Origin of the sequence: Erwinia rhapontici, assembly GCF_012271765.1 — a bacterium.
Classification (GTDB): Bacteria; Pseudomonadota; Gammaproteobacteria; order Enterobacterales; family Enterobacteriaceae; genus Erwinia; species Erwinia rhapontici.
Window position 1 is genome coordinate 229,618 of sequence record NZ_VRKO01000014.1, and the last position, 25,041, is coordinate 254,658.

Consider the following 25,041-nt stretch of genomic DNA (forward strand, 5'->3'; position numbering starts at 1 on the left):
CAAAAGGAACCGTACTGATGGCGAAACTCCCCCTGCAACAACTTTATATTGATGGTCGTTTGACTGACGCCAGTGGCCCAGAGACGTTTGAAACGATCAACCCGGCAAACGGTGAGGTGCTGGCTGAGGTGCAGCGCGCAACCGAGGACGATGTTGAACGAGCGGTCACGAGTGCAGAACGTGGCCAAAAAATCTGGGCCTCAATGACCGGAACGGAGCGTTCACGTATTTTGTTACGTGCCGTAGACATCCTGCGTGAACGCAATGATGAGCTGGCCCACCTGGAGACGCTGGATACCGGCAAGCCTTTCTCTGAAACTTCGGTTGTCGATATCGTCACGGGCGCGGATGTGCTGGAGTATTACGCTGGCCTGGCAACATCCATTGAAGGTGAGCAGTATCCGCTACGCGATAGCAGCTTCTTCTATACGCGGCGTGAACCGCTGGGCGTGACGGCCGGGATCGGTGCCTGGAACTATCCGATCCAGATTGCGTTGTGGAAATCGGCCCCCGCGCTTGCCGCAGGTAACGCGATGATTTTCAAACCTAGCGAAGTGACTCCGCTGACCGCACTTAAACTGGCTGAGATCTACACGCAGGCGGGTCTGCCAGATGGTGTATTTAACGTGGTTCAGGGGGCAGGGCGTTTAGTCGGTGAATGGTTAACACAGCACCCACGTATTGAAAAAATTTCCTTCACTGGCGGTATTGAAACCGGTAAGAAAGTCATGGCCAGCGCGGCGGCTTCATCGCTTAAAGACGTCACGATGGAGTTGGGCGGCAAGTCACCGCTGCTGATTCTGGCCGATGCTGATATCGAACTGGCCGCAGACATCGCAATGATGGCGAATTTCTACAGCTCCGGGCAGGTGTGTACCAACGGGACACGCGTGTTTGTGCATCGTTCACAGAAAGCCGCACTGGAAAAGGCGCTGGAAATTCGCGTTAAGCGTATTCGCATGGGGGAACCAATGGATCCCCGCACCAATTTCGGTCCGCTGACCAGTTTTTCCCATATGGAAAATGTCCTGCGCTATATCGACAGCGGCAAAGCGGAAGGGGCACGTTTATTGTGCGGTGGTGCGCGCGAAACATCAGGCATTTTTGCACAAGGTGCTTACGTTCAGCCGACGATTTTCACCGACTGCGAAGATCATCACACCATCGTCAAAGAAGAGATTTTTGGGCCGGTCATGAGCATTCTGACCTGGGACGATGAGCAGGAAGCCATTGACCGTGCGAACAATACCCACTTTGGCCTGGCGGCAGGTGTCATCACACGCGATCTGGCAAAAGCTCACCGCACCATTCATCAGTTAGAAGCCGGTATCTGCTGGATCAACAGTTGGGGAGAATCGCCTGCGCAAATGCCGGTAGGCGGCTACAAACAATCCGGTGTTGGACGTGAAAATGGGATAAGCACGCTCGCCCATTACACGCGTATCAAGTCAATCCAGGTTGAGTTGGAACGCTATCAATCTGTTTTTTAAATAAGGACATTGAGGTTTTTATGACGACTATCAGGGAATATGACTACATCATTATTGGTGCGGGTTCAGCGGGTAACGTACTGGCGACGCGCCTGACAGAAGACGCTGATGTCAGCGTGCTGTTACTGGAAGCCGGAGGCCCGGACTACCGTCAGGACTTCCGTACGCAGATGCCTGCGGCACTGGCTTATCCGTTACAGGGACGGCGCTATAACTGGGCCTATCTGACCGATCCAGAACCCTTTATGGACAACCGACGCATGGAGTGCGGTCGTGGTAAAGGGCTGGGCGGATCGTCGCTGATCAATGGGATGTGTTACATCCGTGGTAATGCCATGGATTATGACGGCTGGGCGAAACAGAAAGGTCTGGAAAACTGGAGTTATCTTGACTGCCTGCCGTACTTCAAAATAGCGGAACGCCGCGATATTGGCGGCAATGATTATCATGGTGACTGTGGTCCGGTCAGCGTGACTACGCCAAAACACGATAACAACGTGCTTTACCACGCAATGGTTGAAGCGGGTGTGCAGGCAGGTTATCCGCGTACTGACGATTTAAATGGTTACCAGCAGGAAGGTTTTGGCCCGATGGATCGCACCGTAACGCCACATGGGCGTCGTGCGAGTACCGCACGGGGCTATCTGGACATGGCGCGTCAACGTCCAAACCTGACGATTGAAATCCATGCCGTGACCGATCGTATTTTGTTTGAGAACAAACGGGCGACCGGAGTGGCCTGGCTACAAAAAGAGATCCCGCACTCGGCACGTGCGCGACGTGAAGTGTTGCTTTGTGCGGGGGCGATTGCTTCTCCGCAAATCCTGCAACGCTCAGGCGTTGGCCCGGGTGAGCTGTTAAAAAGCCTGGATATTCCAGTTGTTCACGATCTGCCCGGTGTTGGCGCAAACTTGCAGGATCATCTGGAAATGTATTTGCAGTATGAGTGCATGCAGCCCGTTTCGCTGGTTCCTGCGCTGAAGCTGCATAATAAGCCGTTGATTGGTGCGGAGTGGATGTTTATGGGGAGGGGTATTGGTGCCAGTAACCATTTTGAAGCGGGCGGATTTATTCGCAGCCACGAAGAGTTTGAATGGCCAAATATTCAATATCATTTCCTGCCGATCGCGATTAACTATAACGGCTCGAATCCGATTAAAGTCCATAGCTTCCAGGCACACGTAGGTTCGATGCGTTCAATGAGTCGTGGCCGTGTGCAGGTCACCTCGAAGAACCCGCATGACCATCCGAGTATCCTGTTTAACTATATGTCCCAGGATCAGGACTGGCGTGAATTCCGTGCGGCTATTCGCCTTACGCGTGAAATCATCCAGCAGCGTGCGCTGGATCCTTATCGTGGCAAGGAAATTTCGCCGGGTGCGAGCTGTCAAAGTGATGCCGACCTGGACCGTTTTGTCCGCGAGCATGCTGAAACGGCCTATCACCCCTCCTGTTCGAATGCGATGGGTTATCATGAAATGGCCGTGGTTGGACATGATGGCAAAGTGCATGGCATGGAGAACCTGCGCATCGTGGATGCCTCCATTATGCCGCGCATCACCACCGGAAACCTTAACGCGCCAACGATCATGATCGCTGAAAAAATAGCCGATATGATCCGTGGGCGTCCGCCACTGGCCCGTAGTGACGTTCCGTACTATGTGGCTAATGGTGCACCTGTACGGCGTGTTCGGGATTAAATAAGCGTATTCAAAGTAACGTGTTCACAGAACGCTTCCGACCTGTAAAGGCGGGAGCGTTCTGCTGTCCGGGGCGGCAATAAAACACCGTCGCCGCCATTCGTATTGCATTCCGCGAGTCCGGCCTCTCAGGCAGGGAGTGTACGTCCTTTGCGCTTCACTGACATCGCATAGCCTGCCGCTGAACAAACCGCGATAAACCACGGGATGAGCTGCACCAGCTTCGAGTCGCTGCCGCTCAGAATTTGCAAATTGTTGATCACCAGAATAATAGTGACTGACATCGCCGTCATGGCCAGCAGTGGTGCCCAGAAGACCTGCCAGGCGCTATTATTGTGGTGCTCTAAACGGCGGAAGAACAGGATCACCGCCGCCGATACACCCACCTGCAATACCAGAATCGACAGCGTGGCGATCGCCGATCCAAAGGCAAAAATCTGTGCCATTGGGTCAAGGTCGATGCTGCCCATGCCCACCAGCATCATCAGTAGGATCACGCTGTGCACGTGGCTGGCTTTGTGCGGTGTGCCGTTGGTCGGATGTGTCTCGCACAGCTCTTTCCAGATCAGGCCATCACGGCTGATACTGAAAATGTAGCGTGAAATATTATTATGAAATGCCATCGCTGCCGCGAACAGGCTGGTGATCAGCAGCACCGACATGGTCTCCACCGCCCACTGGCCGACATACTGACGGGTAATATCAAAGACGAAGTTGCCGGGGTCTTTACGCGCAATCTCCACCAGCTGATCGATGTCATACGCCTGCACCAGCGCCCAACTGGTAAAGCAGAAAAAGACGGTGATCAGCAGCAAAGCACAGATCGTGGCACGCGGTACGGTTTTATGCGGATCGCGGCACTCTTCGGCATAGATGGCAGTGGATTCGAAGCCGATAAACGAGGCAATCGAGAACATAAAGGCAATGCCGAGGTTACCCTGCATAAACACGGAAGGTTCAAACGAGCTGATATTGAGATCGCCGGATTTTTTGATCAGTAGCATCACATCGGTCAGCAGGACGATAGCCACTTCTGCCACCATCAGCACGCCCAGCAGCTTACCGCCCACCTCCACGCGCTTAATGCCCAGCACCCAGGCAATCACCACAAACAGCATACTCAGCGCCCACCAGGGAATATGCACGCCCAGATGCTGCTCAACAAACAGCTGGCTAAAGAAGCCGAGCATCGCCACCACGGCCGTTTGCACCGAGAAGTAGGCGATCAGTGCCAGCACTGAGGCCGACGCCCCCCAGTTTTCCCCCAGCCCTTTCGAAATATAGGTATAGAACGCGCCCGCGTCGCTGACATGGCGGCTCATGGCGATATAGCCGACCGAGAAGATCATCAAAATGGCGCAGGCCATAATATAGATCACAGGAATACCGCCGCCGTTCCCGGTGAACATAGCCACCGGAAGTCCGCCGACCACGCCGGTCAGGGGAGAGGCTGCCGCCACAACAAAGAAGACCAGGGAAAATAAGCCCAGGGTATTTTTTCTTAAACCGGTAGAGTTGCTCATCGCCAGCGCCTTAGATGACAGTGAAATCGTACTCAGGAAGTGTTCTTCCGAGGCCAGGTACTGCTGGCATCATTTATCAGTGACGGCGGGTGCGGATAGAAAAAATCGGACAGCACCAGGGTGCAACAGTCGCACTGTTTTAGTGCTACTTCACGCTAACCTGGCGCTAACTTTTCGCCCTTAGTGATAACGAATACGCTCGCCCCACGCACCGAGCAGGGTCTGACGCTGATAGTCGAGTGGTGTGGTACTGATCAGCTTTTTAAACTCGCGCAGGAAGTGCGACTGGTCGCTGAAACCGAGGTCGAGCGCCAGGTCAGAAAACGACACCGGCCCTTGCTGGTGCAGGGAATGCAGTGCCGCCTGGCAGCGCATAATGCGGCCAAACGCCTTGGGTGACATGCCAGTATCCTGACGAAACTGGCGCTGAATGGTGCGGCAGGTATAGCCGGTTAACGCCTCCAGATGCTCCACGCGGATATTGCCTTTCTGTTGCAGGATGGTATGAATGATCGTTGCAGTGACCAATGACGTTTTGCGTACCAGGCGCGGAGTGAAATGGGTGTTAAACAGGGCGATCTGCTGTAAAAACAGTGGGGTACGCAGGATTTGTTCGCAGGCCTGGCGTGCATCCGGCACCACATCGAAGAAGTTAAACTCACGATCTGTCAGCTCCTCTGCCATCACATCGAGAAAATCCGGGGTCACTCCCGGCGCAAAGCGCACGCCAAAATAGCGGTGGTTGCGGTTCAGCGCAGCACTGCGTGCCGCAAGCGTAGTACCGCACACTCTCGCCACAGGATGCGTAGCATCACAGTCAAACACGATATCCACGCAGCCATCCGGCACTGCCAGCGTCAGGCTGGCCGACTCGGCGACTTCAAAGCTATAGAAATGGGAAATCGCCGGGTGGCTGCTGGCCTTCAGTGAGTAGTGTTTGGCTGCACTGAGAACAAACCAGGGTTGCTGCGGTTGAATATCGGCCGCCGAATGTGAAGCCAGAGTGTTTGACATAAGACGAGTCCTGCAACAGGGATGACAAACTCTCACTGCAATTCGGGTGCCACTTTCCGTTTGTCGATTCGCCCTCATGTCGCAAAAGTTCAATACAGGCCGGAAGATCCCTCGTTATTTTCATGGTGTAGCGCAACGTCGACCGCGCAACGTCATTCACTCATTTAACGGGGTAACCGGCATGTCTGACTCAACTAAAATCGATTTCATCTACCTTTCAGAACCGGACATGATCCGCGCCGGGGTCACCGATATGCCCGCCTGCGTGGATACGATGGAAGAGATGTTTGGCCTGCTGTATCAGGGCGACTATCGCATGGCAGGATCGAACAACGACTCGCACGGTGCGATGGTCACCTTCCCGGAGGACTCACCGTTCCCGACCATGCCGAAACCCACCGCCGATCGCCGTTTAATGGCGATGCCTGCCTACCTGGGCGGCAGTTTTTGTACCGCTGGCGTCAAATGGTACGGCTCGAATATTGCCAACCGCCAGAAAGGGCTGCCGCGTTCCATCCTGATGTTCACGCTGAACGATGCCGATACAGGCGCCCCGCTGGCGCATATGTCCGCCAACCTGCTTTCGGCCTACCGTACAGGCGCTGTCCCTGGCGTGGGCGCCCGCCATTTAGCGCGCAAAGATGCAAAAGTGATTGGTCTGCTGGGGCCTGGCGTGATGGGCAAAACCGCCGTCGCGGCGTTTATCGCCGTCTGCCCGCTGATCGACACCATTAAAATCAAAGGACGCGGGCAGAACAGTCTGGACACCTTTATCTCCTGGATCACCGTGACGTTCCCGCAGATCACCACCATTGAGGTGGTCGACAGCCTGGAAGCGGTGGTGCGCGGGTCGGATATCGTCACCTATTGCAGCTCTGGCGAAGTGGGCGACCCGTCTACCTACCCGCTGGTGAAACGTGAATGGGTAAAACCCGGTGCATTTCTGGCGATGCCTGCGTTGTGCAATATCGATGAAGGCATGGAACAGGCCGATGTCCGCAAAGTGCTGGATAACACGGGGCTCTATCACGCCTGGTATGAAGAAGTGCCCAAACCCGCGCATCACACCATCCCGGTGATTGGCGTGCGCTTTATGGACATGGTGGCGGAAGGCAAGCTGACCCACGCGCAGTTAGAAGACATCGGCAAGATTGTCGCCGGAGATGCACCCGGCCGTCAGAACGACGACGAGATCATCATTATGTCGGTGGGCGGGATGCCGGTAGAGGACGTGGCGTGGGGCACGGTGGTTTACCGCAATGCGCTGGAGAAAGGTATTGGCGTGAAGCTGAATCTGTGGGAAACCCCAGAATTACATTAATCCTCGTCATCCTTGACGCTGCAACGGCGTTGGCTGCGCACATTCACCCCGGTCACTTACCTGAGTAAGCTCCCGGGGATTCATGTCCTTGCCGCCTTGTCGCAACGCCAATGATTTAGAGGATGGTCTGCATATATCAAAAGGAAGAAAAATGACTCAGATAACCAAAGTAAAAACCGGATCGATTTTTGAAGAGAAGGCCAGCTACTCGCGCATTGTGGCAGTGGATAACTGGATTTTCGTGTCGAACACCGCCGGACGTAACCCGCAAAGCAAAGAAATTCCTGAGGATATCAGCGAACAGACGCATCAGGTGTTCGCCAATATCGAACAGGCACTGGCAGCCGTAGATGCCTCGCTGGCCGATGTGGTGATGTCGCGCGTCTTTATTCAGGACCCGCAGGACGTGCCGACGGTGATGGCGATTATTGGCGACAAGTTTCGCGGGATAAACCCGGCTTCGACGGTCACCTGCCCGCCGCTTGGCTCCACCGTGTATAAAGTGGAGCTGGAAGTGACCGCGTATCGTGGTGCCTCTGCGGCAAATGTTGTCGAACTCACCGTGGCGCTGTAACGCCCGCTAAGAAGGTATGTATGGCCCCTGTGATCACCCCGGTTCAGACCGCCACGACATTGCCCCTTGCCACCACCGTCGTGGTGATTGGCGGCGGTATCGTCGGGTTAACCGCCGCGCTGGCGCTGGCAGAACGTAATATTCCCGTTGTACTGTTGGAAAAAGGCCGCCTGGCGGGGGAGCAATCTTCACGTAACCTCGGCTGGGTGCGTAAAACCAGCCGCATGGCCGATGATATTCCCCTGGCACTGGCTGCCGACCGCCTGTGGGCCGCAATGCCGGAGCGCACCGGGCAGGATGTAGGTTATCGCCAGGCGGGCATTATGTTTGTCGGCCGAACTGATGTGCAGATGGCGATGCATGAGGGCTGGCTGAAATCGGTTGAGCATCTTGGCCTGGATTCACAGTTACTGACGGCGCAGCAGATTGCGGCGCGGGTGCCGGGCGGCCGGGGCAACTGGGCGGGAGGGATTTATACCCCATCCGATGGCCGGGCCGAACCGACGCTGGCTTCCAGCGCCATCGCTCGCGCGGCCATTGCCAAAGGGGTGACGATCGTTGAGAACTGCGCGGTACGTACCCTGTCGCTGGCGGGGGGTAACGTCAGTGGCGTGGTGACGGAAAAGGGTGAGATCCGCTGCGAGCAGGTGCTGCTGGCGGGCGGGCTGTGGTCACGACGTTTTCTCGGTAACCTCGGTGTTTCGCTGCCAACGCTGCCGCTGATCTGCTCAGTATTGCGCACCACGCCGATGGAAGGGCCGACAGACATTGCCGTGGGTGCACCGGATTTCTCGTTTCGTAAGCATCATGACGGCGGCTTTATCATTACTCAACGCGGTGCGCTGGATGCCTCGCTGACGCTGGACCATCTGTTAATCGGTTCGCGCTACCTGCAACAGTTGCGCACGCAGCGCAGCTTCCTGCGTATCTCCGTCGGGAAAAATTTTGTCAGGGATCTGGCGTTGCCGCGTCGCTGGAAAGCCCATGGCCGTTCGCCGTTTGAACAGGTTCGCACGCTGGACCCGCAGGTGAACCCGGTGCTGAATCAGGAAGCGATGACCAACCTGAGAGCCGCCTGGCCCGCGTTTGAAAAGGCAGTGATTGCGGATGCCTGGGCCGGAGCTATTGATGTCACCCCGGATTCGAACCCGGTGATTGGTCGGGTGGCGAAAATTCCGGGTCTGACGCTGGCAACAGGATTTTCAGGGCATGGGTTCGGGACGTCACCGGCGGCGGGGCAGTTGGCTGCCGATCTGGTGTCGGCTGCAGCGCCGATTATCGATCCGCGCCCTTATCGGTTTGAGAGGTTCTGAGGCTCCGGCTGCCAGAGCTGGATGCCATCGCGGCCCGTGCGTTTGACGTTGTACAGCGCCTGGTCGGCATTCCGCAGCCACTGATGAATGGAGTCTGCTTTGGCCGCCGGGGCAATGCCGATGCTCACCGAACACTGAAAGTTCGGTGACGCCGGTAGCTGTATTTGAGCAATTTTCTCTTTCAGCGCCGCCGCCAGTATCACAATGCTGTTACTGTCGGCATCGCGCACAATCACCCCCAGTTCATCACCCCCAAAACGGGCGGGAATATCCCGGATGCCCACTTCCGTGCGCAGCAGCATGGAGATTTCTGCCAGCAGATAATCCCCGGCTTCATGGCCGAAACGATCATTCACCTGTTTGAAATTATCCACATCCAGCAACAGAAGCCAGGCATGGCTGTCACCGCGCTGGGTACGCAGATATTCGCTTTCCAGGCGGCGGTCAAAAAGGCGGCGGTTAGGGATTTTCAGGCTGGGGTCCATCAGTGAAATGCGTTCCAGCTCGCGGTTTTTACGGCGCAGGCTCAGGGTTAACTGATAGGACACGGCGCTCAGCACCATCATATAGCAGGTAGCCAGCGGCAGCGACAGCCACACCGTGCGGGTGCTGAAGGTCAGCTGTAATGGCATACCGGCCACGCTCCAGGTGGGAATAAAGGCCAGCAGAAACGCGGCAAGCGCAGGTCTTAACTGCGCCCAGCCACCGGCGGCATAGCGATCAGACGCCAGCACCGCCATGATAATCAGTGACGGCAGCGGGCTGATGCCCATCAGGGCTACCCAGACACCCCCAAAGGCGGCATCAATGGTGAGGTTTCGCCGTTCGGTGGCGGTCGGATCGCTGGACGAGTGTGCCAGTATCCATGCAATGACCGGCCAGATAAAAGCGTTAATACTGAGCAAAATGGTCAGCCACATGCCCCGACCCAGCTCCAACAGCACCGACAGGATAGGGAAAAAACACAAAAAGGTGCCCAATTGCCGCATGGCGAACATGCGACGAATAAAGCGCTCAGAGCGCTGTTTTAATTGTCTGTCATCAGGAGAGTAATAGTGCATGAATAAGCGACATTGTGCCGATCGATGGTGCAGTGTAATCGGAAAAAAAGTCACGCGTTGGTATTTTTATCAGAGCGGGAGAACAATGCCAGCCAGCCGTCGCGGCTGGCATTGTGGGAAAGGTATTTTATCTCATTAAAACGAGTAGTTAGCCGATACTGTGAAGTTACGCGGTGCGCCATACACCACGTAAGTTCCCATATAATCGTAATACTCTTTATCGAACAGGTTGTTAATATTTGCCTGCACGGAAACCTGCTTCGTCACCTGGTAGCGGCTGAACAGATTCACGAGGGTAACCGGTGACTGGTCGATATAATCCGCAGGGGCGTCTGCAACATTTGCCCAGGTTTTATTCTGCCAGTTCACGCCACCACCGATGGTGAGGTCCTGCAACATCGGCAGACGATAGCGGGTAAACAGCTTGGCGGTGGTGCGTGGCACTTCCGGCATCACGGCGGTGCCGTCACGCTGTTCTGCGATGTAGCGCGATGCACCGAAGGTCATCTGCCAGTTATCGGTCAACGCACCGTTTATTTCAAACTCAACGCCACGGCTGACGGCATCAACGGATTCATACGCATATTCCGTTGAGGTACCGATAGGGAGATAAGTACTGATGCCCAGGTTGTTTTGCTCGGTACGGAACAGTGACAGCGTGGCGGTCAGACGGCTGTTATTCCAGTCGCCTTTCAGGCCGGTTTCGTAGCTTTTTCCGGTCACTGCGCCAAGGTATTGCGCATCCGCGTTGCGGTAGGTCTGTGGCTGGAAGATGGAGGTATAGCTGGCGTAAGCCGAGTACGTATCATTAATGTCATACGTCAGACCCGCATATGGCGCGACCTTGCTGGTGGTTTTGTTGCCGCTGGTGCCATTGCCACGCCACTCGGTATAACGCGCACCGACCAATAATGACAGCGGATCGGTCAGCGAGAAGCGCGCTGCGGTGTAAGCCGATTTCTGGCGGATGCTGTCGTCTTTCTCTACGGTCCATGGCCCCCAGTTACCTTCGTCAACATTGCCGTCCCAGTTATTGTAATTACCGAAATTGATGGCCGACATATCAGAGAAGGTATTGAAGAACAGGCTTTCCTGTTTGCTATAGCTACCGCCGACCATCAGCTGGTGGGTACGACCCAGTAATTCAAACGGGCCATTGGCATACAGGTCAACGCCATCAACTTTACGTGAACCTTTGTTCCAGCCATTCACGCCCGCCACACCCTGGCCCGTAATTTTATCCGGGTAGCCGTAGGGATACATCAGTCGCGTATCAAAGGTGGTTTTCGCATGCGAGCCATTCACCTGCGCCTGCCAGCCGTTATCAAATTTCTGCGTCAGCGTGGCGAAGACTTTATTGGACTCTTTATCGCTGTAAGTCCAGTCGGATGCTGTGTTAAAGCTACGATCAAAATCGGTGCGGCTACCATCACTATTGAAGGTTGGCAGACCGCCCCAGCTTGGATCATTGGTATGGCTCTGCTGATAATCCCAGCCGAAGGAGAGCGTAGTGGAATCGGTCAGGTCCGCATCCATCACCAGGGTGAGGAATTTTTTGCGTGCGTTATAGCGATCGATCCATTTGTCGTTATCCTGATAACCGCCGATAGCGCGGCCACGAACGGTGCCCGATTCATTCAGCGGCGTGCTGATATCACCGGTATAGCGCTGTTTGTCCCAGCTGCCGGTTTCTGCAGAGAAGTTACCGGTCAGCACGTTACTGTCGGCGTGTTTGCGCACCATATTCACTGAAGCAGACGGGTTGCCGGAGCCAGTGCTCAGGCTGTTAGCACCACGAATGACTTCGATGCGATCATAGATAGCGGTATCAGCGGCGGTATCACCCAGGTCCCATTGATTGTCGACAACGGTCGGGATGCCGTCAGTCAGGTAGTTATTAATCATGAAGCCGCGTGAATAATAATTTGAACGATCTGAGTCAATATTGGAGGCGGAAACGCCGACGGTATTGTTCAGTACCTCGCCAACGGTTTGTAACCCCTGATCCTGCATACGCTGCTTACTGACGATAGAAACAGACTGCGGGATATCACGCAGTGTCAGCGGCATCTTAGTGCCCGCAGACGTCACCGGAACGCTGTAGTCGGTGACGGCCTGCTGTGCAGTTGCATCAACATTCGCTTCAACGGTCAGCGTATCGGTTTTGGCGTTGTCGGCGGCAAAGGCCGGTTGCAATGCCGACATTACCAACAGTGCGGCAACAGATGGGGTGAAAATACGAGATGCAGATAATGGCGCTGAGTGAGGCTGCTTACGGGATTCAGAGCGAGACATTGGCACGGTCATTCCTGGAATAAGTTGCTGATGTTGAGTCAATACCTGCACCGGGCACGAAAATATCTACCGGTTATCCTTAGGCGGTATGAGTACTCTGACTTATCCATGAAGTAGCGGCGAGGTCCACTGATACGGCAATCAGGCAGATTAGTGCCTGTAATGGTAAAGCAAATGAGAACTATAATTATTTGAGTATGGGATGTAAATATTTATTCATCGTGAAGGGAACTAAATTGGGGACGAGAAGTCAGTGCGGGAATGGGGCATTTTCTCTCTTCAATCAGGGGGCAATCCTTTTTCCGATTGTCCCCTGTTGAGACTGCTGTTTACGGATTCGCCGGGAATTGTTCTGGCTGTTTCAGCAACGCGCGTTTCTCTGCCACGTCCTGCTCCGTTACGGCGGGAGCCGCATTGCCCCAGCTATTGCGAATATAGGTCATTGTGGCGGCTACCTGTTTGTCTGACAGTTTCCAGGCAAACGGCGGCATCGCCCCACTGGTCGGGTTACCGTGTGTCACCGCGCCCCGTCCTCCCTGCAATACGGTAGTGATCAGCGAAGAAGCATCCGGTGCCATCAGTGCCGGATTATCCGCCAGGCTGGCCGCCAGATGAGGAATACCTTTGCCGTCGCTGTTGTGGCAGGCAGTACAGTTGGCAGAATAGACATTCGCTCCCATACGCATCTGTTCACTGTCAGCGGAGAGCGCCGCGGGTTTCTGGCGATCAGAGCCCGGCTGTGACTTGATGTAAACCGCGATGGCTTTCAGGTCGTCGTCGCTGAGATGCTGGGTGGAGTTGGTGACCGCTTCGGCCATTGGCCCGGATGCCACCGCCACATGGTTGCTACCCAGTTTCAGATACTGCACCACCTGCTCGTCGCTCCAGCCGCCAATACCGGTGTAACGGTTACTGGTGATCTCTGGTGCGTACCATTCGCCAAGATTGCTTCCCTGCAAATACTCGCCGGTATCACCGCCAATAATATTTTTTGGTGTATGGCATGCAGCACAGTGTTCCAGCCCCTGCACCAGATAGGCACCACGATTCCATTGTGCTGACTGAGTACTGTCGGGCGCAAACGGTGCGTTTTTAAAGAACAACAGATTCCATCCCATCATTGCCAGACGGATGTTATACGGGAACGGCAGGCTGGTTTCCGTCACCTTTTTATTCACTGGTTTCACCGAACGCATGTACATCCACAGGTCGTGCATATCCTCGTCACTGACATTAACATAGGCGTTGTAAGGCATGGCTGGATAGAGATTTTGTCCCTCTTTCCCCTTGCCGTGGCGTACGGCACGATAGAAATCACGTTCGGTCCAGTTACCAATGCCGGTATCAGCGTCCGGAGTAATATTACTGGCAAAAATGCCACCAAACGGCGTACTGATCGCGTAGCCTCCGGCGTAGGCCTGTTTGCTTTCTGGTGCGGTATGGCACGCCACACAGTCACCTGCCAGCGCCACGTAATGACCGCGCTCAACGGCTGCTGCATCATCTGCGGTGAGCGGGTGTTTCATCAGAATCTGGTCATCTGCGACATTGTCGGCGCGCGTATTGCCGTTTTGATACAGCAGAACACCCGCCACCACTGCTGCAACGGCGAGGGTACCCACCGCTAATTTGATTTTATTCATATCACACCTTCACCAGCGGGCCGGGGGTTTTCAGGTACTGCTCAATGATGGCTTTCGCTGTCCACAGACTGAGTGCACCAATGGTACCGGTCGGGTTATATCCGGCGTTATTCGGGAAGGAGGAGGCTCCAAGCACAAACAGGTTGTGCGCGTCCCAGCTCTGCTGATAACGGTTCAGCACGCTGGTTTTCGGGTCAGTTCCCATCACCGCTCCCCCGATGGTGTGATCGCTGGCAAAATTGTATGGCGAGTAATTGCCTGCGGCGGAGTTGGTACCAAGGACAATTTCAGCACCCATCGCCTTGCCAATCTCCACACTTTTTTCTTCGATAAATTTCGCTGAGCGACGGTCGTTCTCGTTGTAGTCGAAGGTGACGCGCAGCAATGGATTGCCGTTGTCATCGTTATATTCCGGATCCAGATCGAGGTAGTAGTCCTCGTGCGAGAAGCTGGTACCCTGGCCAAAAATAAAGGTGCCGTTCTGGAACGCATGGGTGTAAGCCTTTTTCCACGCCTTGCCCCAGCGTGGTGTGCCAGGAGGCAGTGCATCGGCATTGCCGATAGGGCGCGCGCCACGTGCCACTACCAGAATCCCGGCGCCACCAATAAAATCGAGATCGCTGTGATCGAAGTTATCGCCGTTGAAATCATCCACCTGCTGCGATAGCGCCCCGGCACCAATGTACTGGTTGAGGTTCTCATCTTTGAAGAACAAGCTGGCCCCGGACACGGTCTGGAAACTGTAAGCGCGGCCAACCACGCCTGTTTTGGTCACTGGATCGTACGGCTGGCCGATTTTCGACAGCAGCAGCAGGCGCACGTTCTGCATCTGGAAAGCAGACAGCACCACGATCCCGGCTGGTTGCTCCCACTCTTTCTTATTTTTGTCGAGATAGGTGACACCTGTGACGGTCTTGCCATCGGCGGCTTTGTTGACCCGTACTACGGCGGAATCAGTTAGCACGGTAAAGTTCTCACGCTGCATCAGCGCCGGGATCACACAGGCATTGGGGCTGGATTTGGAGAAGTTGCCACAGCCGTAATAGAGGCAGTAGCCGCAGTAGGTGCAAGGGCCCATTCGCACGCCGAGCGGGTTGACATAAGCGCGTGATGTCTGGCCTGCCGGAACCATAAACGGATGCTGGCCGAGGGACTTCGCTGCATCACGGAACAGGTCTGTCAGACGCATACTTTCCAGCGGTGGCAGCGGATATTCGTTGCTGCGGTTGCCTTCGAACCGGTTGCCGCCCTCAACGATCTCCCCATTGAGTTTGCCAGCTTTACCGGACACCCCGGCGATCTTCTCAAAGCGGTCGTAGAACGGCTCCAGCTCGTCATAGGTCACTCCCCAGTCCTGTAAAATCAGTCCCTTGTCGATTTTCTCTTTGCCATAGCGTGCTACGGTCTGACTGTAAGGTTCCAGATCCCATGGCGTGAAGCGCCAGGCCATACCGGCCCAGTGGGTGCCAGATCCCCCCACATTGTAGCCCAGTTCATTCAGGTTCCAGTCGCGCGATGGCAGGGCTTTCTGAGTGATGTTATTGCGGAACGTGGTGGTTTCAACGGCGGGTGGAAGCAGCATACTGCGGCGCGTATCCCAGCGCAGTTCATCGGTATCAATTGACGGTGGAAAATCGGTGGCGGTTTCGAACCACGGGCCACGTTCAATGGCAACGACATTCAGGCCTGCGCGGGTTAGCTCTTCGGCGATCAGAGAGCCGCACCAGCCCAGACCTACAATGACGACATCAGCGTTTGGACGGACATTTTTCATTTCGGGACTCTATTACTCAATGGCATAAGCAGCCGGATTACAGGGTGTTGTCGATCAGGCTGGTGGGGATAATATTCAGCTTCTGCCCTTTTTTGCTCAGCAGATCGCGGAAGTCGTAACGGGCACCGGGGAAGCCCAGCATCTTCCAGCTGGTCATCTCTTTATTGCCGCCATAGATCGGATCGGCGAGAAAACCTTCGCGGACGTTCTGCAATAGCAGCTCAAAAAACACCTTGGTTTCCACTTCCGCACCCATGTTTAGTCGGTTGGCTTCCATCGCGTGCAGCACCTGATCCTGCTGGTCATCGTTGAGGCTGAGAAATGTTTGGCCATACTGCGCACGGGTGGCGGCATCCAGAGCGGTCAGTCCCTGGCGATAACGCTGTGCGGGCGTCAGCGGCGATTGTGGTCCCTGCTCTGGGGTGCCTTTGACGAAACGTCCCAGACGATAAAGTGCCACGGCATTGCCATAATCACCGGCCAGCTGACGGTCAATAAATACAGCGCAGCCAGCCTCTTTTCCACCAAGACTCATCTCATCAGCAGGAATAAAACGGTCAGCAATGGCTGCTACGGTGTCGAATTCATGGCGTGTGAGATACTGCAATCCGCCAGTACGTGGCGGTGGTGGGGGTGTATTGATTTGACCGGCTTCCCAGGGTTGGCCTCCGTTCACTTCCCTGGCATCAGCCACGGGCAGTGTAGAAGCCAGGCCGAGGGCGGCGACTGACGTGAGGAACTCTCTGCGTTTCATGACATTTCCCTGCTTCTTAAATAATTTAATTGCCTGACGATGAATGTCTGTTTGAAAAAATGGCTTCGCCCCGTTTGTTTATAAATAAAAAACGTATTGGGTCGTGGTGAAGTCACAACGTTTAAGGTCAGTTTTACGTTGGGTTTTCCAGATGTATTATTTTTATGAGTTACATGAATTTAAAATAATTAATAACTTAGTAACATTGCGGGTATCATAAAATCTTTACCCGATGATGGGTACTTTTGGCTTGATGGTTTTCCATCAGAGTGACTTTTTTTGTATGGATAATGAGCAAAAAAAGACGTCTGTTTTTTTTGGCAACAATTGTCATCTTGCCTGTGGCCGCGGCTTTTCCATACTATCTGCGCGTTTCTCGTGGTTTTTTATGGTGTCTTCAAAACGGATGTGTGACGACCATCATCTGCCTGATAACATCAGAAAATGAGAGTGTTGGAGCAATAATGAAAAAGCATACGCTTGATATGCTGGCAAAAAAAGCAGGTGTCGGCGTGGCAACTGTTGACAGGGTGTTAAATGAACGTGGCGGTGTTTCACCCGAAACAACGCGTAAAGTATTACTGGCTGCGCAGGAAATCGGATTAAACAGAATATTGCCTGTGGCTTATCAGCAACCCTGGCAAATTGAAGTTTTTCTGAGTGGAAACGGATCGTTTTTCTTTAAACAGCTGGCGCAAGATTTTGGTGAAATAGCCAATCATCTTGGTTATCAGCGCATGACATTATTGAGGACCTTTACCGTTGAAACTCAGCCGGAGAAACTGGCGCGTCTGATCATCGACAGCAGTACAAAGCGTGACGGGATCATTGTGGTTGCTCACCATTCTCCGGCGTTGTACGAGGCGCTGGAGGTGTGTAAGGCGCGCGGGGTGCCGGTAATCACTATCGTGACCGATCTGCCCGATGCCGAACGCTTATGCCATGTGGGAATTAATCAGATGCAGGCCGGGCGCACCGCCGGGCTGATGATGGGACGTATGGTGAAGGGGTCTGGCGAAGTGGTGATGGTCAGCGGCCGCTGTGATTACAGCGCACACCGCCAGCGCATTGCCGGGTTTCGTGCGGTACTGGAGCAGAAGTTCCCCCAACTGCGGCTGTGCGAAGTGCTTGCCGGGCAGGATCAGCGCGACGTCATCAGCCGTCTGCTGGAGGAGTGCCTGAGCCATTCGCATGACGTGATCGGCCTGTATAACACCGGGTCAGGGAATACTGAGGTGAGCGCAGCACTGGATCGGCATCAGTTACTGGGGCGCTGTGTATATATCACACATGAGTTGTATAGCATCACCCGGGGCCTGATGGCAGATGATGTACTGGCAATGACGCTGGATCAAAATGCGCGTATGCATGCGCAGCTGGCGACGGATATTTTGCTGCGCCATCTGGAAGAGGGATACCAACCGACGCTGTATGAGGACGGAAAAGTAGATTTCCGGCTGATCACACCGGAAAACGCCTGAGGATGAGCCTTAGAGGCTGGCGGGACGACCTTTTACGATCGTCCCGCTATTAACGGATTAAAAATCCGCTTTCAGTACCACGCGGAAATTGGCTTTTCCGGCGCGCACATGGTCCAGCGCATCGTTAATTTTCGACATCGGGAAATACTCGACGTGCGGCGCGATATCGCGACGTGACGCCAGCTTCAGCAGCGAACGCAGCTGGCCCGGCGATCCGGTAGACGAACCGGTCACTGCTTTGTCGCCCATGATCAAATCAAATGCGCCCACTTGGAACGGCTTCATCACGGCACCCACGGTGTGGAATTTGCCTTTCGGTGCCAGGGCATCGAAGTACGGTTTCCAGTCAAGGTCAACGGCAACGGTGCTGAGGATCAGGTCGAAACGGCCCGCCTGTGACTTCAACGCTTCCGGGTCACGGCTGTTGATCACTTCATCGGCACCCAGATCCAGGATGGACTGCTTTTTATCCGGTGTGGAGCTGAATGCGACCACTTCAGCGCCCATCGCCCGCAGAATCTTAATCGCGATATGGCCAAGACCGCCAATGCCGATGACGCCGACGCGGCTGGTGGCGGTAATGTTGCTCATCAGCAGTGGTTTAAACACGGTGATCCCCCCACACAGCAGTGGGCCTGCGGTCGCCGCATCCAGGCTTTCTGGTAATGGGATCACCCACTGCCAGTCTGCACGCAGCTTCTCGGCGAAACCGCCGTTATTCAGAATTGTCGGGATGGTTCCCTGTTCGCAGTTCACCTGCTCACCGTTAATGCAGGCATCGCAGTGCTGACAGCTTTTCGCCGTCCAGCCAATGCCCACGCGCTGACCCACAGACAGTCCTTTGTTTTTTGCCGCATCCCCGAGCGCGGAGACACGTCCGATCACTTCATGACCGCCGATAGTCGGGTACTGAGAGATGCCCCATTCGTTATCGATCATCGACAAATCGGAATGGCAGACGCCACAGTATTCCACCTCGACTTCCACTTCCTCTGCACTCAGCGCGCCTGCGTCGAACTCATACAGCTCCAGAGCCTGTCCTGCTTTCATTGCTGCGTAGCTTTTAATTTTCACTTAATACCTCAGATTCAGTTTACGGTCAGGGCGAAGTGTAGCGCTATGAGGGCAGAAAGTTGGATTTTTGCCGCACAAACTGCCCATCTGCGCCGATGAATGGGGATAATTTAGCCATTCCCTCCTGATTGAAGGGTGAAAAGTGTACGCCAGTTTTGCCGCAAAAAGTGCGATATCCCTCTTACATGGTTCACTGTAATTCACTATTACCTTAGAGAAATCCTAATTCTGAAAAAATATCTTTCAGATAATCTGAGTGGCTACAGCCTGTTTTTATTTTATTGTTTTTTATTTTTATTAGTGAGGCTTAATCGTTTTTTTTTCATTTTTTATTTCGAAGAATAAAGTACTTTCCTATTGTTAATTTATGAGTTAAACCCAATGGGGAATATGATGTTGTGACGTTTAAATGGACTGTTTTGTATTTATTGATGAGTTAAGTAATAAAGGGATTTTATGCGAAAAATGAATAAGCGATTTACCTGCAATATCGTGACGCTACTATTGTTTCCTCTGAGTGCTGCGGCAACATCACCATGGGAAGTTAACGATGGTCAGAAACTTCAGGTCAGTCAGGGAAATATGACCACGGGCAATAATCAGCCTGCGCTATCTGCCAGTGGTGAAAACAGCCACCTGGTGACGGACCCGAACCTCAACTTTATCACTTCCGGCTCTGGCTCTTACGGTGTACGGGTCGTTCAGGGGGCGCAGGCTGACATCAATAAAGCCTCCATATCTACCCAGGGAAGCTATGGCAACGGTGCCAATGTTGTTCAGGGTACGCTCAACATGGATGGAACCAATATTCATGTTACCGGGATAAATGCTTATGGTATTTCGGCCACCGGAAATTCAACGCTGAATCTCAGTAATACCCATATTACACTGGGGAACAGAATGAATGAGGGCATCGATATTGCTGGCGGAACGCTTAATGGTAATGGCCTGATATTAACGGCAAATAGCCCCACCGTGTTGAATATGATAGAAATTTCTCAACAGGCTCAGGCAACGCTAAAAGATTCCCAAATTATTCTCAATGGCCTGAGCTCCAGTTTTGGTATTCATGTTAATAACGCAACGCTGAATGCATCCGGTCTGATTATTAATGCGAGTAATCTGGGCCAGGGGATTCTGGTAGAAAAGAGCAACCAGGCCGGTTCTGCATTGACCCTGAATGACAGCAGTATCAGCACGACGGGGAGAACGGCCACCGCGATATCGACGCTAGGACAAAGTGTTCTCAATAACGTGAATATCAACACCACCGGTGATTTTGCCCATGGTGTGAGCCTGGAATATGCCGGTTCGGCGCAGGTTAACGGAGGTCATATCGAGACATCGGGTTCTGATGCTTACGGCATCTGGACAACAACCAAAGATTCCTTGCTGCAGGTGAAGGATACGGTGTTCAGCATTTCAGGTGAGAACGGTATAGCGGTGGCAGCACAGGGCGGTAAAGCATCACTCGACAATATTCAGGCCACGATCACCGGTGAGAGAGGTCGCGGTATTGTCACGGAAAGTCAGTTGGATGCAAAAAATATCAATGTGCTCACAACGGGGAACAACAGTACCGGTGTGCAGTCCAGCGGCGCAAAAGGTGATATGACGATAAGCAACTCATCGATTACCGCCACCGGAACGGGGGGTTCGGGGATGGCCGCAGCGCTCGGTGCGAAAATCAACGCCGACGGTATCAACATGACCATGAAAGGCGAAAAGAACATTGGGCTATGGTTGAGAAAGGGAACGCTCAACGTGGCGAACAGTACTATCGTCACGGCGGATGGCCCCGGATTATATACAGATGGTAACGCCCTCAGCGAGGCTGCCCTCGACAATACTCAGCTAGAGAATGGCGGCTTCAGTGCGTTTCAAATACTGGGCAGTGCGCTGAATCTGAATCTGAGCAACGGGACGGTCGCCACCGGAGGCAATGGCAATGTGCTTGAGGCTCTGACCCTGAAAGACGCTCAGGGTACAGATGCCCGCAACAGCCAGGTGAATCTGATGGCAGATAACGCCACCCTGAATGGCAACGTGATATCAGATTCTGTGCGTAATCAGGTCAACCTCAATCTGCAAAACGGTTCGACTCTGACCGGCATGATGAAAAATGTCAGCAGTACCCTACTGGATTCGACCAGCACCTGGAATATGACCGGGGATTCCGATCTGAATACGCTCCAGCTGGATGGCAAGGTTCTGTTTGATGGTCAGGATTTCCATACGCTGACCGTGAACAATAACCTGAGCGGCAGCGGCTATATTGGTATTCATACCCGGCTGGATGGCGACGATTCACCGAGCGATCGATTGAATGTGAAGGGCGATGCCACAGGCCATTTTACGGTAGATATCACCAATCAGGGGGGGAAAGGGGCTGAGACACACATGGGTATTCCGGTCATTAACGTGGCGGGGGAAACGAAAGATGTCACCTTTACACAATCACAACCCTTACTGGCCGGGAACTATGAGTACTTCCTCAACCCGGTCAACAGCCATGAATGGTACTTACAGTCCAGCTATAAGCCCGTGGTCGACCCCAATGCACCCGCTCCCGAGGCACCCTATCGTCCAGAGACCAGTGGTTACCTGATTGGGCCTTATCTCAATGCGGCTTATGCTTACACGGCGGCCGGAACCTACCATCAGCGTCTTGGTGCCCGTCAGGAGGGCGAGGCCGCCTGGGGCCGCATCTATGGGCGGCATGATATCTACGGAGCAGGCCAGTTTGGGTATGACAGCACCACCGCCTTTATGCAGCTGGGGGGGGATCTGTGGCGGGGGAGTGTAACGCCTGACATTCAGGCGCGTTCAGGCGTGATGGTGACCCTCGGTGATATCCACAGCAGTGCACGTGACTATGCTCGTAGCCAGCGTAGTGGCTTGTCGGTCAATACCGGTAAAATTAATACCACGGCATACAGCCTTGGGGGGTATTTCACGGCTGATAATGAGGAGGGGGCGTATCTGGATACCGTGGGTCAGGTCACCTGGTATCGTAACCACTACAAAAGTATCAACAACACCGGGCAAGGCAGCTACAGTACTCTGCTGTCGGCTGAAACGGGCGTTCCTTTTACCGTCAGCGGCGAGTTTAAGCTGGAACCTCAGCTGCAACTGATGGGGCAGTATCTGCACAATGGTGAAATCCGTGCGGGTGGTGCCAAAGTCGATCGCAGCCATGACGTCATGGGGCAGGCGCGTGGTGGGGTGAGGCTGTTTTATGATGCGCAGGATGTCCAGCCCTGGGTGCAGGTTGATACGGTGCAGCGGATGGGGAAAATTCCCAGTATCGCGATGAATCAGGAGAGTCTCTCACCGGATATTCACTCCGGCTGGTGGCAGCTGGGGACGGGGATTCGCGGTCAGGTTAATCCGGCTCTCAGCCTGTACGCCGATGTGACCTACCAGCACAGCTATGGGCAGGGTGTGGAAGGCTACGGCGGGAATATAGGGATGAAATACCAGTTCTGAGTGCGTCAGGCTTGCCCCATAAAAAAGGGCCGACCGGACAGGCCGGTCAGCCCTCATCATCAGAATCAGAACTACTCGTTAATACGCGGATGCTGATCAATCAGGCGGGAGCGTTTGGCTTCCAGCTCGCTAATCTGCTCACTAATATCTTCGATTTTCTGCTCAATGTTATCGTGATGCTCCTGCAGGATCTCTTTCGCTTCAGCCATATCTGAAGCGGCAGGGGTGGCGCCACGCAGCGGCATATTGGCGGTTTCCTTCATCATAATCCCGGTCACCAGGCCAATCACTGCCACGACCATCAGGTAGTAAGCTGGCATGTAAAGATTATTGGTGGTTTCTACCAGCCAGGCCACGGCGGTTGGCGTCAGACCCGCTACCAGTACGGAGATGTTAAAGGCACTGGCCAGCGCACTGTAACGGATATGGGTCGGGAACATGGCCGGCAGGGAAGAGGCCATCACGCCAGTGAAGCTGTTCAGGATCACCGCGAGGATCAGCAGGCCGGCAAAAATCAGCCCCATCACGCCGCTGTTAATCAGCATAAAGCACGGCACCGCCATCACCAGCAGCGCGATGCTACCAATAATCACAAACGGACGACGGCCAAACTTGTCGCTCATCAGACCCATAACGGGCTGCACAAACAGCATACCCAGCATAATGGCGATGATAATCATCACGCCATGATCCTCCGAGTAGTGCAGGTTATGCGACAGGTAGCTCGGCATGTAAGTCAGCAGCATGTAGTACGTGACGTTGGTGGCAATCACCAGGCCAATACAGGCCAGCAGGCTTTTCCAGTGCTTAGTGGCGATCTCTTTGAACGAGACTTTCGGGCCATCGGCCAGGCCTTCACGGTCGCCCTGTTCCAGCTTATCTACGTGCTGCTGGAACGCTGGCGTCTCTTCCAGCGCGTGGCGCAGGTAAAGCCCGATGATGCCTAACGGCAGAGCAACGAAGAACGGAATACGCCAGCCCCACTCAAGGAAGTTTGCTTCGCCGATAATGGCTGAAATCAGCACCACCAGTCCCGCACCCAGAACGAACCCGGCGATAGAGCCGAAGTCCAGCCAGCTACCCATAAAGCCGCGCTTACGGTCAGGAGAGTACTCAGCAACGAAGATCGATGCGCCGGTATACTCACCCCCGACCGAGAAGCCCTGTGCCATTTTACACAGCAGCAGCAGGATCGGCGCCCAGATACCAATTGAGGCATAGGAGGGAATTAAGCCGATACAGAAGGTACTGATCGACATAATGATGATGGTGATAGACAGGATTTTCTGGCGTCCGTACTTATCCCCCAGAGCGCCAAAGAACAAGCCACCTAATGGACGGATTAAGAAAGGAACGGAGAAGGTTGCTAAAGCGGCAATCATTTGTGTGCCGGGATCGGCGCCTGGGAAGAAAACTTGCCCCAGTGCATAGGCAACAAAGCCATAAACACCGAAATCGAACCACTCCATGGCATTGCCTAATGAGGCGGCGGTGATCGCCTTGCGTAATCTGGTATCGTCAATGATGGTAACGTCTTTTAACCCAATCGGCTTGACACGCTTCCTACGTAGCTTCATATAGAGCACCCTGTAATTTTCTGTTTTTCCTGGATAAATATCTCGCCGCTGTGGTCAGACCCGTGGTGTGATTGACCGCTCACGGGAGAAAACCAACTGCAAAATGCGCCATCGTCAGGCATTGGTATGAGCCAATACGGTACGGCAGCGCACTCTGCCAGCTATACAGTATATAGGCTCTTCGCAAGCTGACATAATTTCAGTAAGAAACCTCTTATCTGAGATGGCAAAAATCGGCGTTTCCACAGCGGTTCATTCTGCGAATTAGCACTGTGCTGGAGAATTAAATGTGAGGTGTCAGTCATCTGTAGATTAATAAGTTAAGCTTATCATTGGCTTGGTGGGAATAATCTTAAAAAATTCCTCTTTCTGCTCTTGATCGGCTGTCATCTATCAGTAATACTCGTCGCCGCCTTTTAGGGGGACGATGTGAGTCAGACCAAAAACAATAATTTCCAAAACCACTGGCTGATTATGTTGGACAGTGTTGAAGAAAATCTAAAGTATTATTGCCGTACTCACGTCTTATCCGATGGCGTTGCCAACGTGAACGGTGGCAAAACAGCGCAGACTAATGAGTGGCTTCACTGCGCCTCAAGCGTGGAAAATGTGCTGCAAACGTTGTCGCTGAACAGTGAAAATCTGGGTGAACAGGTCAAGGCACTGCGGGGAGAAGGGCTGGTATCCGGCCGGGCGTATCGTCTGATCCTGCGTTTCCAGTCATTAAGCGCGTTACTGGCTGAACGGACGGCCTCGGTGCAGGCCCGCGAACGGCATGCGGAATACCGCCAGCTGGCTGACCAGATTATGCCAACGCTGGCGCGCATTAATAAACGTGTGGCTGCCCGCCGCCAGATGCTGGATGCCTGCGGCGAGGGGAGGCAATTCGTGGCGTGCCCGGCGGACGATACCATAGACGTCGCGCTGCGCGCTGCGCAAAAGCGTCGTATTTAATCGA

17 protein-coding genes are annotated in these 25,041 nt (G+C 54.0%); 8 read left to right on the forward strand and 9 right to left on the reverse strand.

Translation table 11 applies throughout. The annotated features are described in order from the left end of the window. The first annotated feature begins 17 nt into the window (after positions 1-17). Together betB and betA are read left to right on the forward strand one after the other, a co-directional pair. On the forward strand, positions 18-1,490 hold the full coding sequence (gene betB / locus FVB43_RS14715) for a betaine-aldehyde dehydrogenase (protein WP_133844336.1): 1,473 nt from the start codon (positions 18-20) through the stop codon (positions 1,488-1,490). A gap of 20 nt (positions 1,491-1,510) precedes the next feature. Further along, positions 1,511-3,190 (forward strand): choline dehydrogenase, encoded by a 1,680-nt coding sequence (gene betA, locus FVB43_RS14720; RefSeq protein WP_133844334.1) that lies wholly within the window; start codon positions 1,511-1,513, stop codon positions 3,188-3,190. 128 nt (positions 3,191-3,318) lie between these two features. Here betA and FVB43_RS14725 read toward each other — a convergent pair whose 3' ends face one another. Further along, positions 3,319-4,713: an APC family permease gene (locus tag FVB43_RS14725; protein ID WP_133844332.1), complete on the reverse strand. Its 1,395-nt coding sequence runs from the start codon at positions 4,711-4,713 to the stop codon at positions 3,319-3,321. 180 nt (positions 4,714-4,893) lie between these two features. Next, positions 4,894-5,727 carry an AraC family transcriptional regulator gene (locus FVB43_RS14730; RefSeq protein WP_238337090.1) on the reverse strand — a complete coding sequence of 278 codons (834 nt, stop codon included), beginning with the start codon at positions 5,725-5,727 and terminating at the stop codon, positions 4,894-4,896. 181 nt (positions 5,728-5,908) lie between these two features. Here FVB43_RS14730 and FVB43_RS14735 point away from each other — a divergent pair, with 181 nt between their 5' ends. The 3 genes from FVB43_RS14735 to FVB43_RS14745 all read left to right on the forward strand — a co-directional run bounded on the left by FVB43_RS14735 (position 5,909) and on the right by FVB43_RS14745 (position 8,935). Continuing rightward, positions 5,909-7,048: an ornithine cyclodeaminase family protein gene (locus FVB43_RS14735; protein ID WP_133844328.1), complete on the forward strand. Its 1,140-nt coding sequence runs from the start codon at positions 5,909-5,911 to the stop codon at positions 7,046-7,048. Positions 7,049-7,199: 151 nt separating this feature from the next. After that, the gene (locus FVB43_RS14740; protein ID WP_133844326.1) at positions 7,200-7,622 is read left to right on the forward strand and encodes a RidA family protein; all 423 of its coding nucleotides are present in this window, start codon (positions 7,200-7,202) and stop codon (positions 7,620-7,622) included. A gap of 20 nt (positions 7,623-7,642) precedes the next feature. Next, positions 7,643-8,935: an NAD(P)/FAD-dependent oxidoreductase gene (locus FVB43_RS14745; RefSeq protein ID WP_133844324.1), complete on the forward strand. Its 1,293-nt coding sequence runs from the start codon at positions 7,643-7,645 to the stop codon at positions 8,933-8,935. On the opposite strand, the gene FVB43_RS14750 is transcribed toward FVB43_RS14745, so the two are convergent. From FVB43_RS14750 to FVB43_RS14770, 5 genes are all read right to left on the reverse strand, one after another. Continuing rightward, entirely contained in the window at positions 8,914-9,996 is a 1,083-nt protein-coding gene (locus FVB43_RS14750) for a diguanylate cyclase (RefSeq protein WP_133844320.1), read from the reverse strand. The two genes, FVB43_RS14745 and FVB43_RS14750, sit on opposite strands and share 22 nt — an antisense overlap. Positions 9,997-10,131: 135 nt before the next feature. Continuing rightward, complete coding sequence (gene fhuE, locus FVB43_RS14755; protein ID WP_242462154.1) at positions 10,132-12,291, reverse strand: ferric-rhodotorulic acid/ferric-coprogen receptor FhuE; 2,160 nt, start codon at positions 12,289-12,291, stop codon at positions 10,132-10,134. A 329-nt stretch (positions 12,292-12,620) separates the two neighbouring features. Then, the gene (locus tag FVB43_RS14760; RefSeq protein ID WP_167864236.1) at positions 12,621-13,934 is read right to left on the reverse strand and encodes a c-type cytochrome; all 1,314 of its coding nucleotides are present in this window, start codon (positions 13,932-13,934) and stop codon (positions 12,621-12,623) included. Position 13,935: 1 nt separating this feature from the next. Then, positions 13,936-15,708: a GMC family oxidoreductase gene (locus tag FVB43_RS14765; protein ID WP_167864237.1), complete on the reverse strand. Its 1,773-nt coding sequence runs from the start codon at positions 15,706-15,708 to the stop codon at positions 13,936-13,938. A gap of 37 nt (positions 15,709-15,745) precedes the next feature. After that, complete coding sequence (locus tag FVB43_RS14770; protein WP_167864238.1) at positions 15,746-16,462, reverse strand: gluconate 2-dehydrogenase subunit 3 family protein; 717 nt, start codon at positions 16,460-16,462, stop codon at positions 15,746-15,748. A 464-nt stretch (positions 16,463-16,926) separates the two neighbouring features. Between FVB43_RS14770 and FVB43_RS14775 the strand changes: the two genes are divergently transcribed. Continuing rightward, complete coding sequence (locus tag FVB43_RS14775) at positions 16,927-17,943, forward strand: LacI family DNA-binding transcriptional regulator (RefSeq protein ID WP_167864239.1); 1,017 nt, start codon at positions 16,927-16,929, stop codon at positions 17,941-17,943. A gap of 57 nt (positions 17,944-18,000) precedes the next feature. Here the strand turns inward: FVB43_RS14775 and ahr are convergent, their stop codons facing one another. Then, complete coding sequence (gene ahr / locus FVB43_RS14780; RefSeq protein WP_133844318.1) at positions 18,001-19,017, reverse strand: NADPH-dependent aldehyde reductase Ahr; 1,017 nt, start codon at positions 19,015-19,017, stop codon at positions 18,001-18,003. Positions 19,018-19,482: 465 nt separating this feature from the next. On the opposite strand from ahr, the gene FVB43_RS14785 reads away from it, so the two are divergent. Next, positions 19,483-22,506 (forward strand): autotransporter family protein, encoded by a 3,024-nt coding sequence (locus FVB43_RS14785; protein WP_167864240.1) that lies wholly within the window; start codon positions 19,483-19,485, stop codon positions 22,504-22,506. Positions 22,507-22,577: 71 nt separating this feature from the next. Here FVB43_RS14785 and proP read toward each other — a convergent pair whose 3' ends face one another. Continuing rightward, a complete protein-coding gene (gene proP, locus FVB43_RS14790) occupies positions 22,578-24,083 on the reverse strand; it encodes a glycine betaine/L-proline transporter ProP (RefSeq protein WP_159337789.1) in 1,506 nt (501 codons plus the stop codon). A 429-nt stretch (positions 24,084-24,512) separates the two neighbouring features. Between proP and FVB43_RS14795 the strand changes: the two genes are divergently transcribed. Beyond that, complete coding sequence (locus FVB43_RS14795) at positions 24,513-25,037, forward strand: hypothetical protein (protein ID WP_167864241.1); 525 nt, start codon at positions 24,513-24,515, stop codon at positions 25,035-25,037. Positions 25,038-25,041 lie beyond the last annotated feature (4 nt).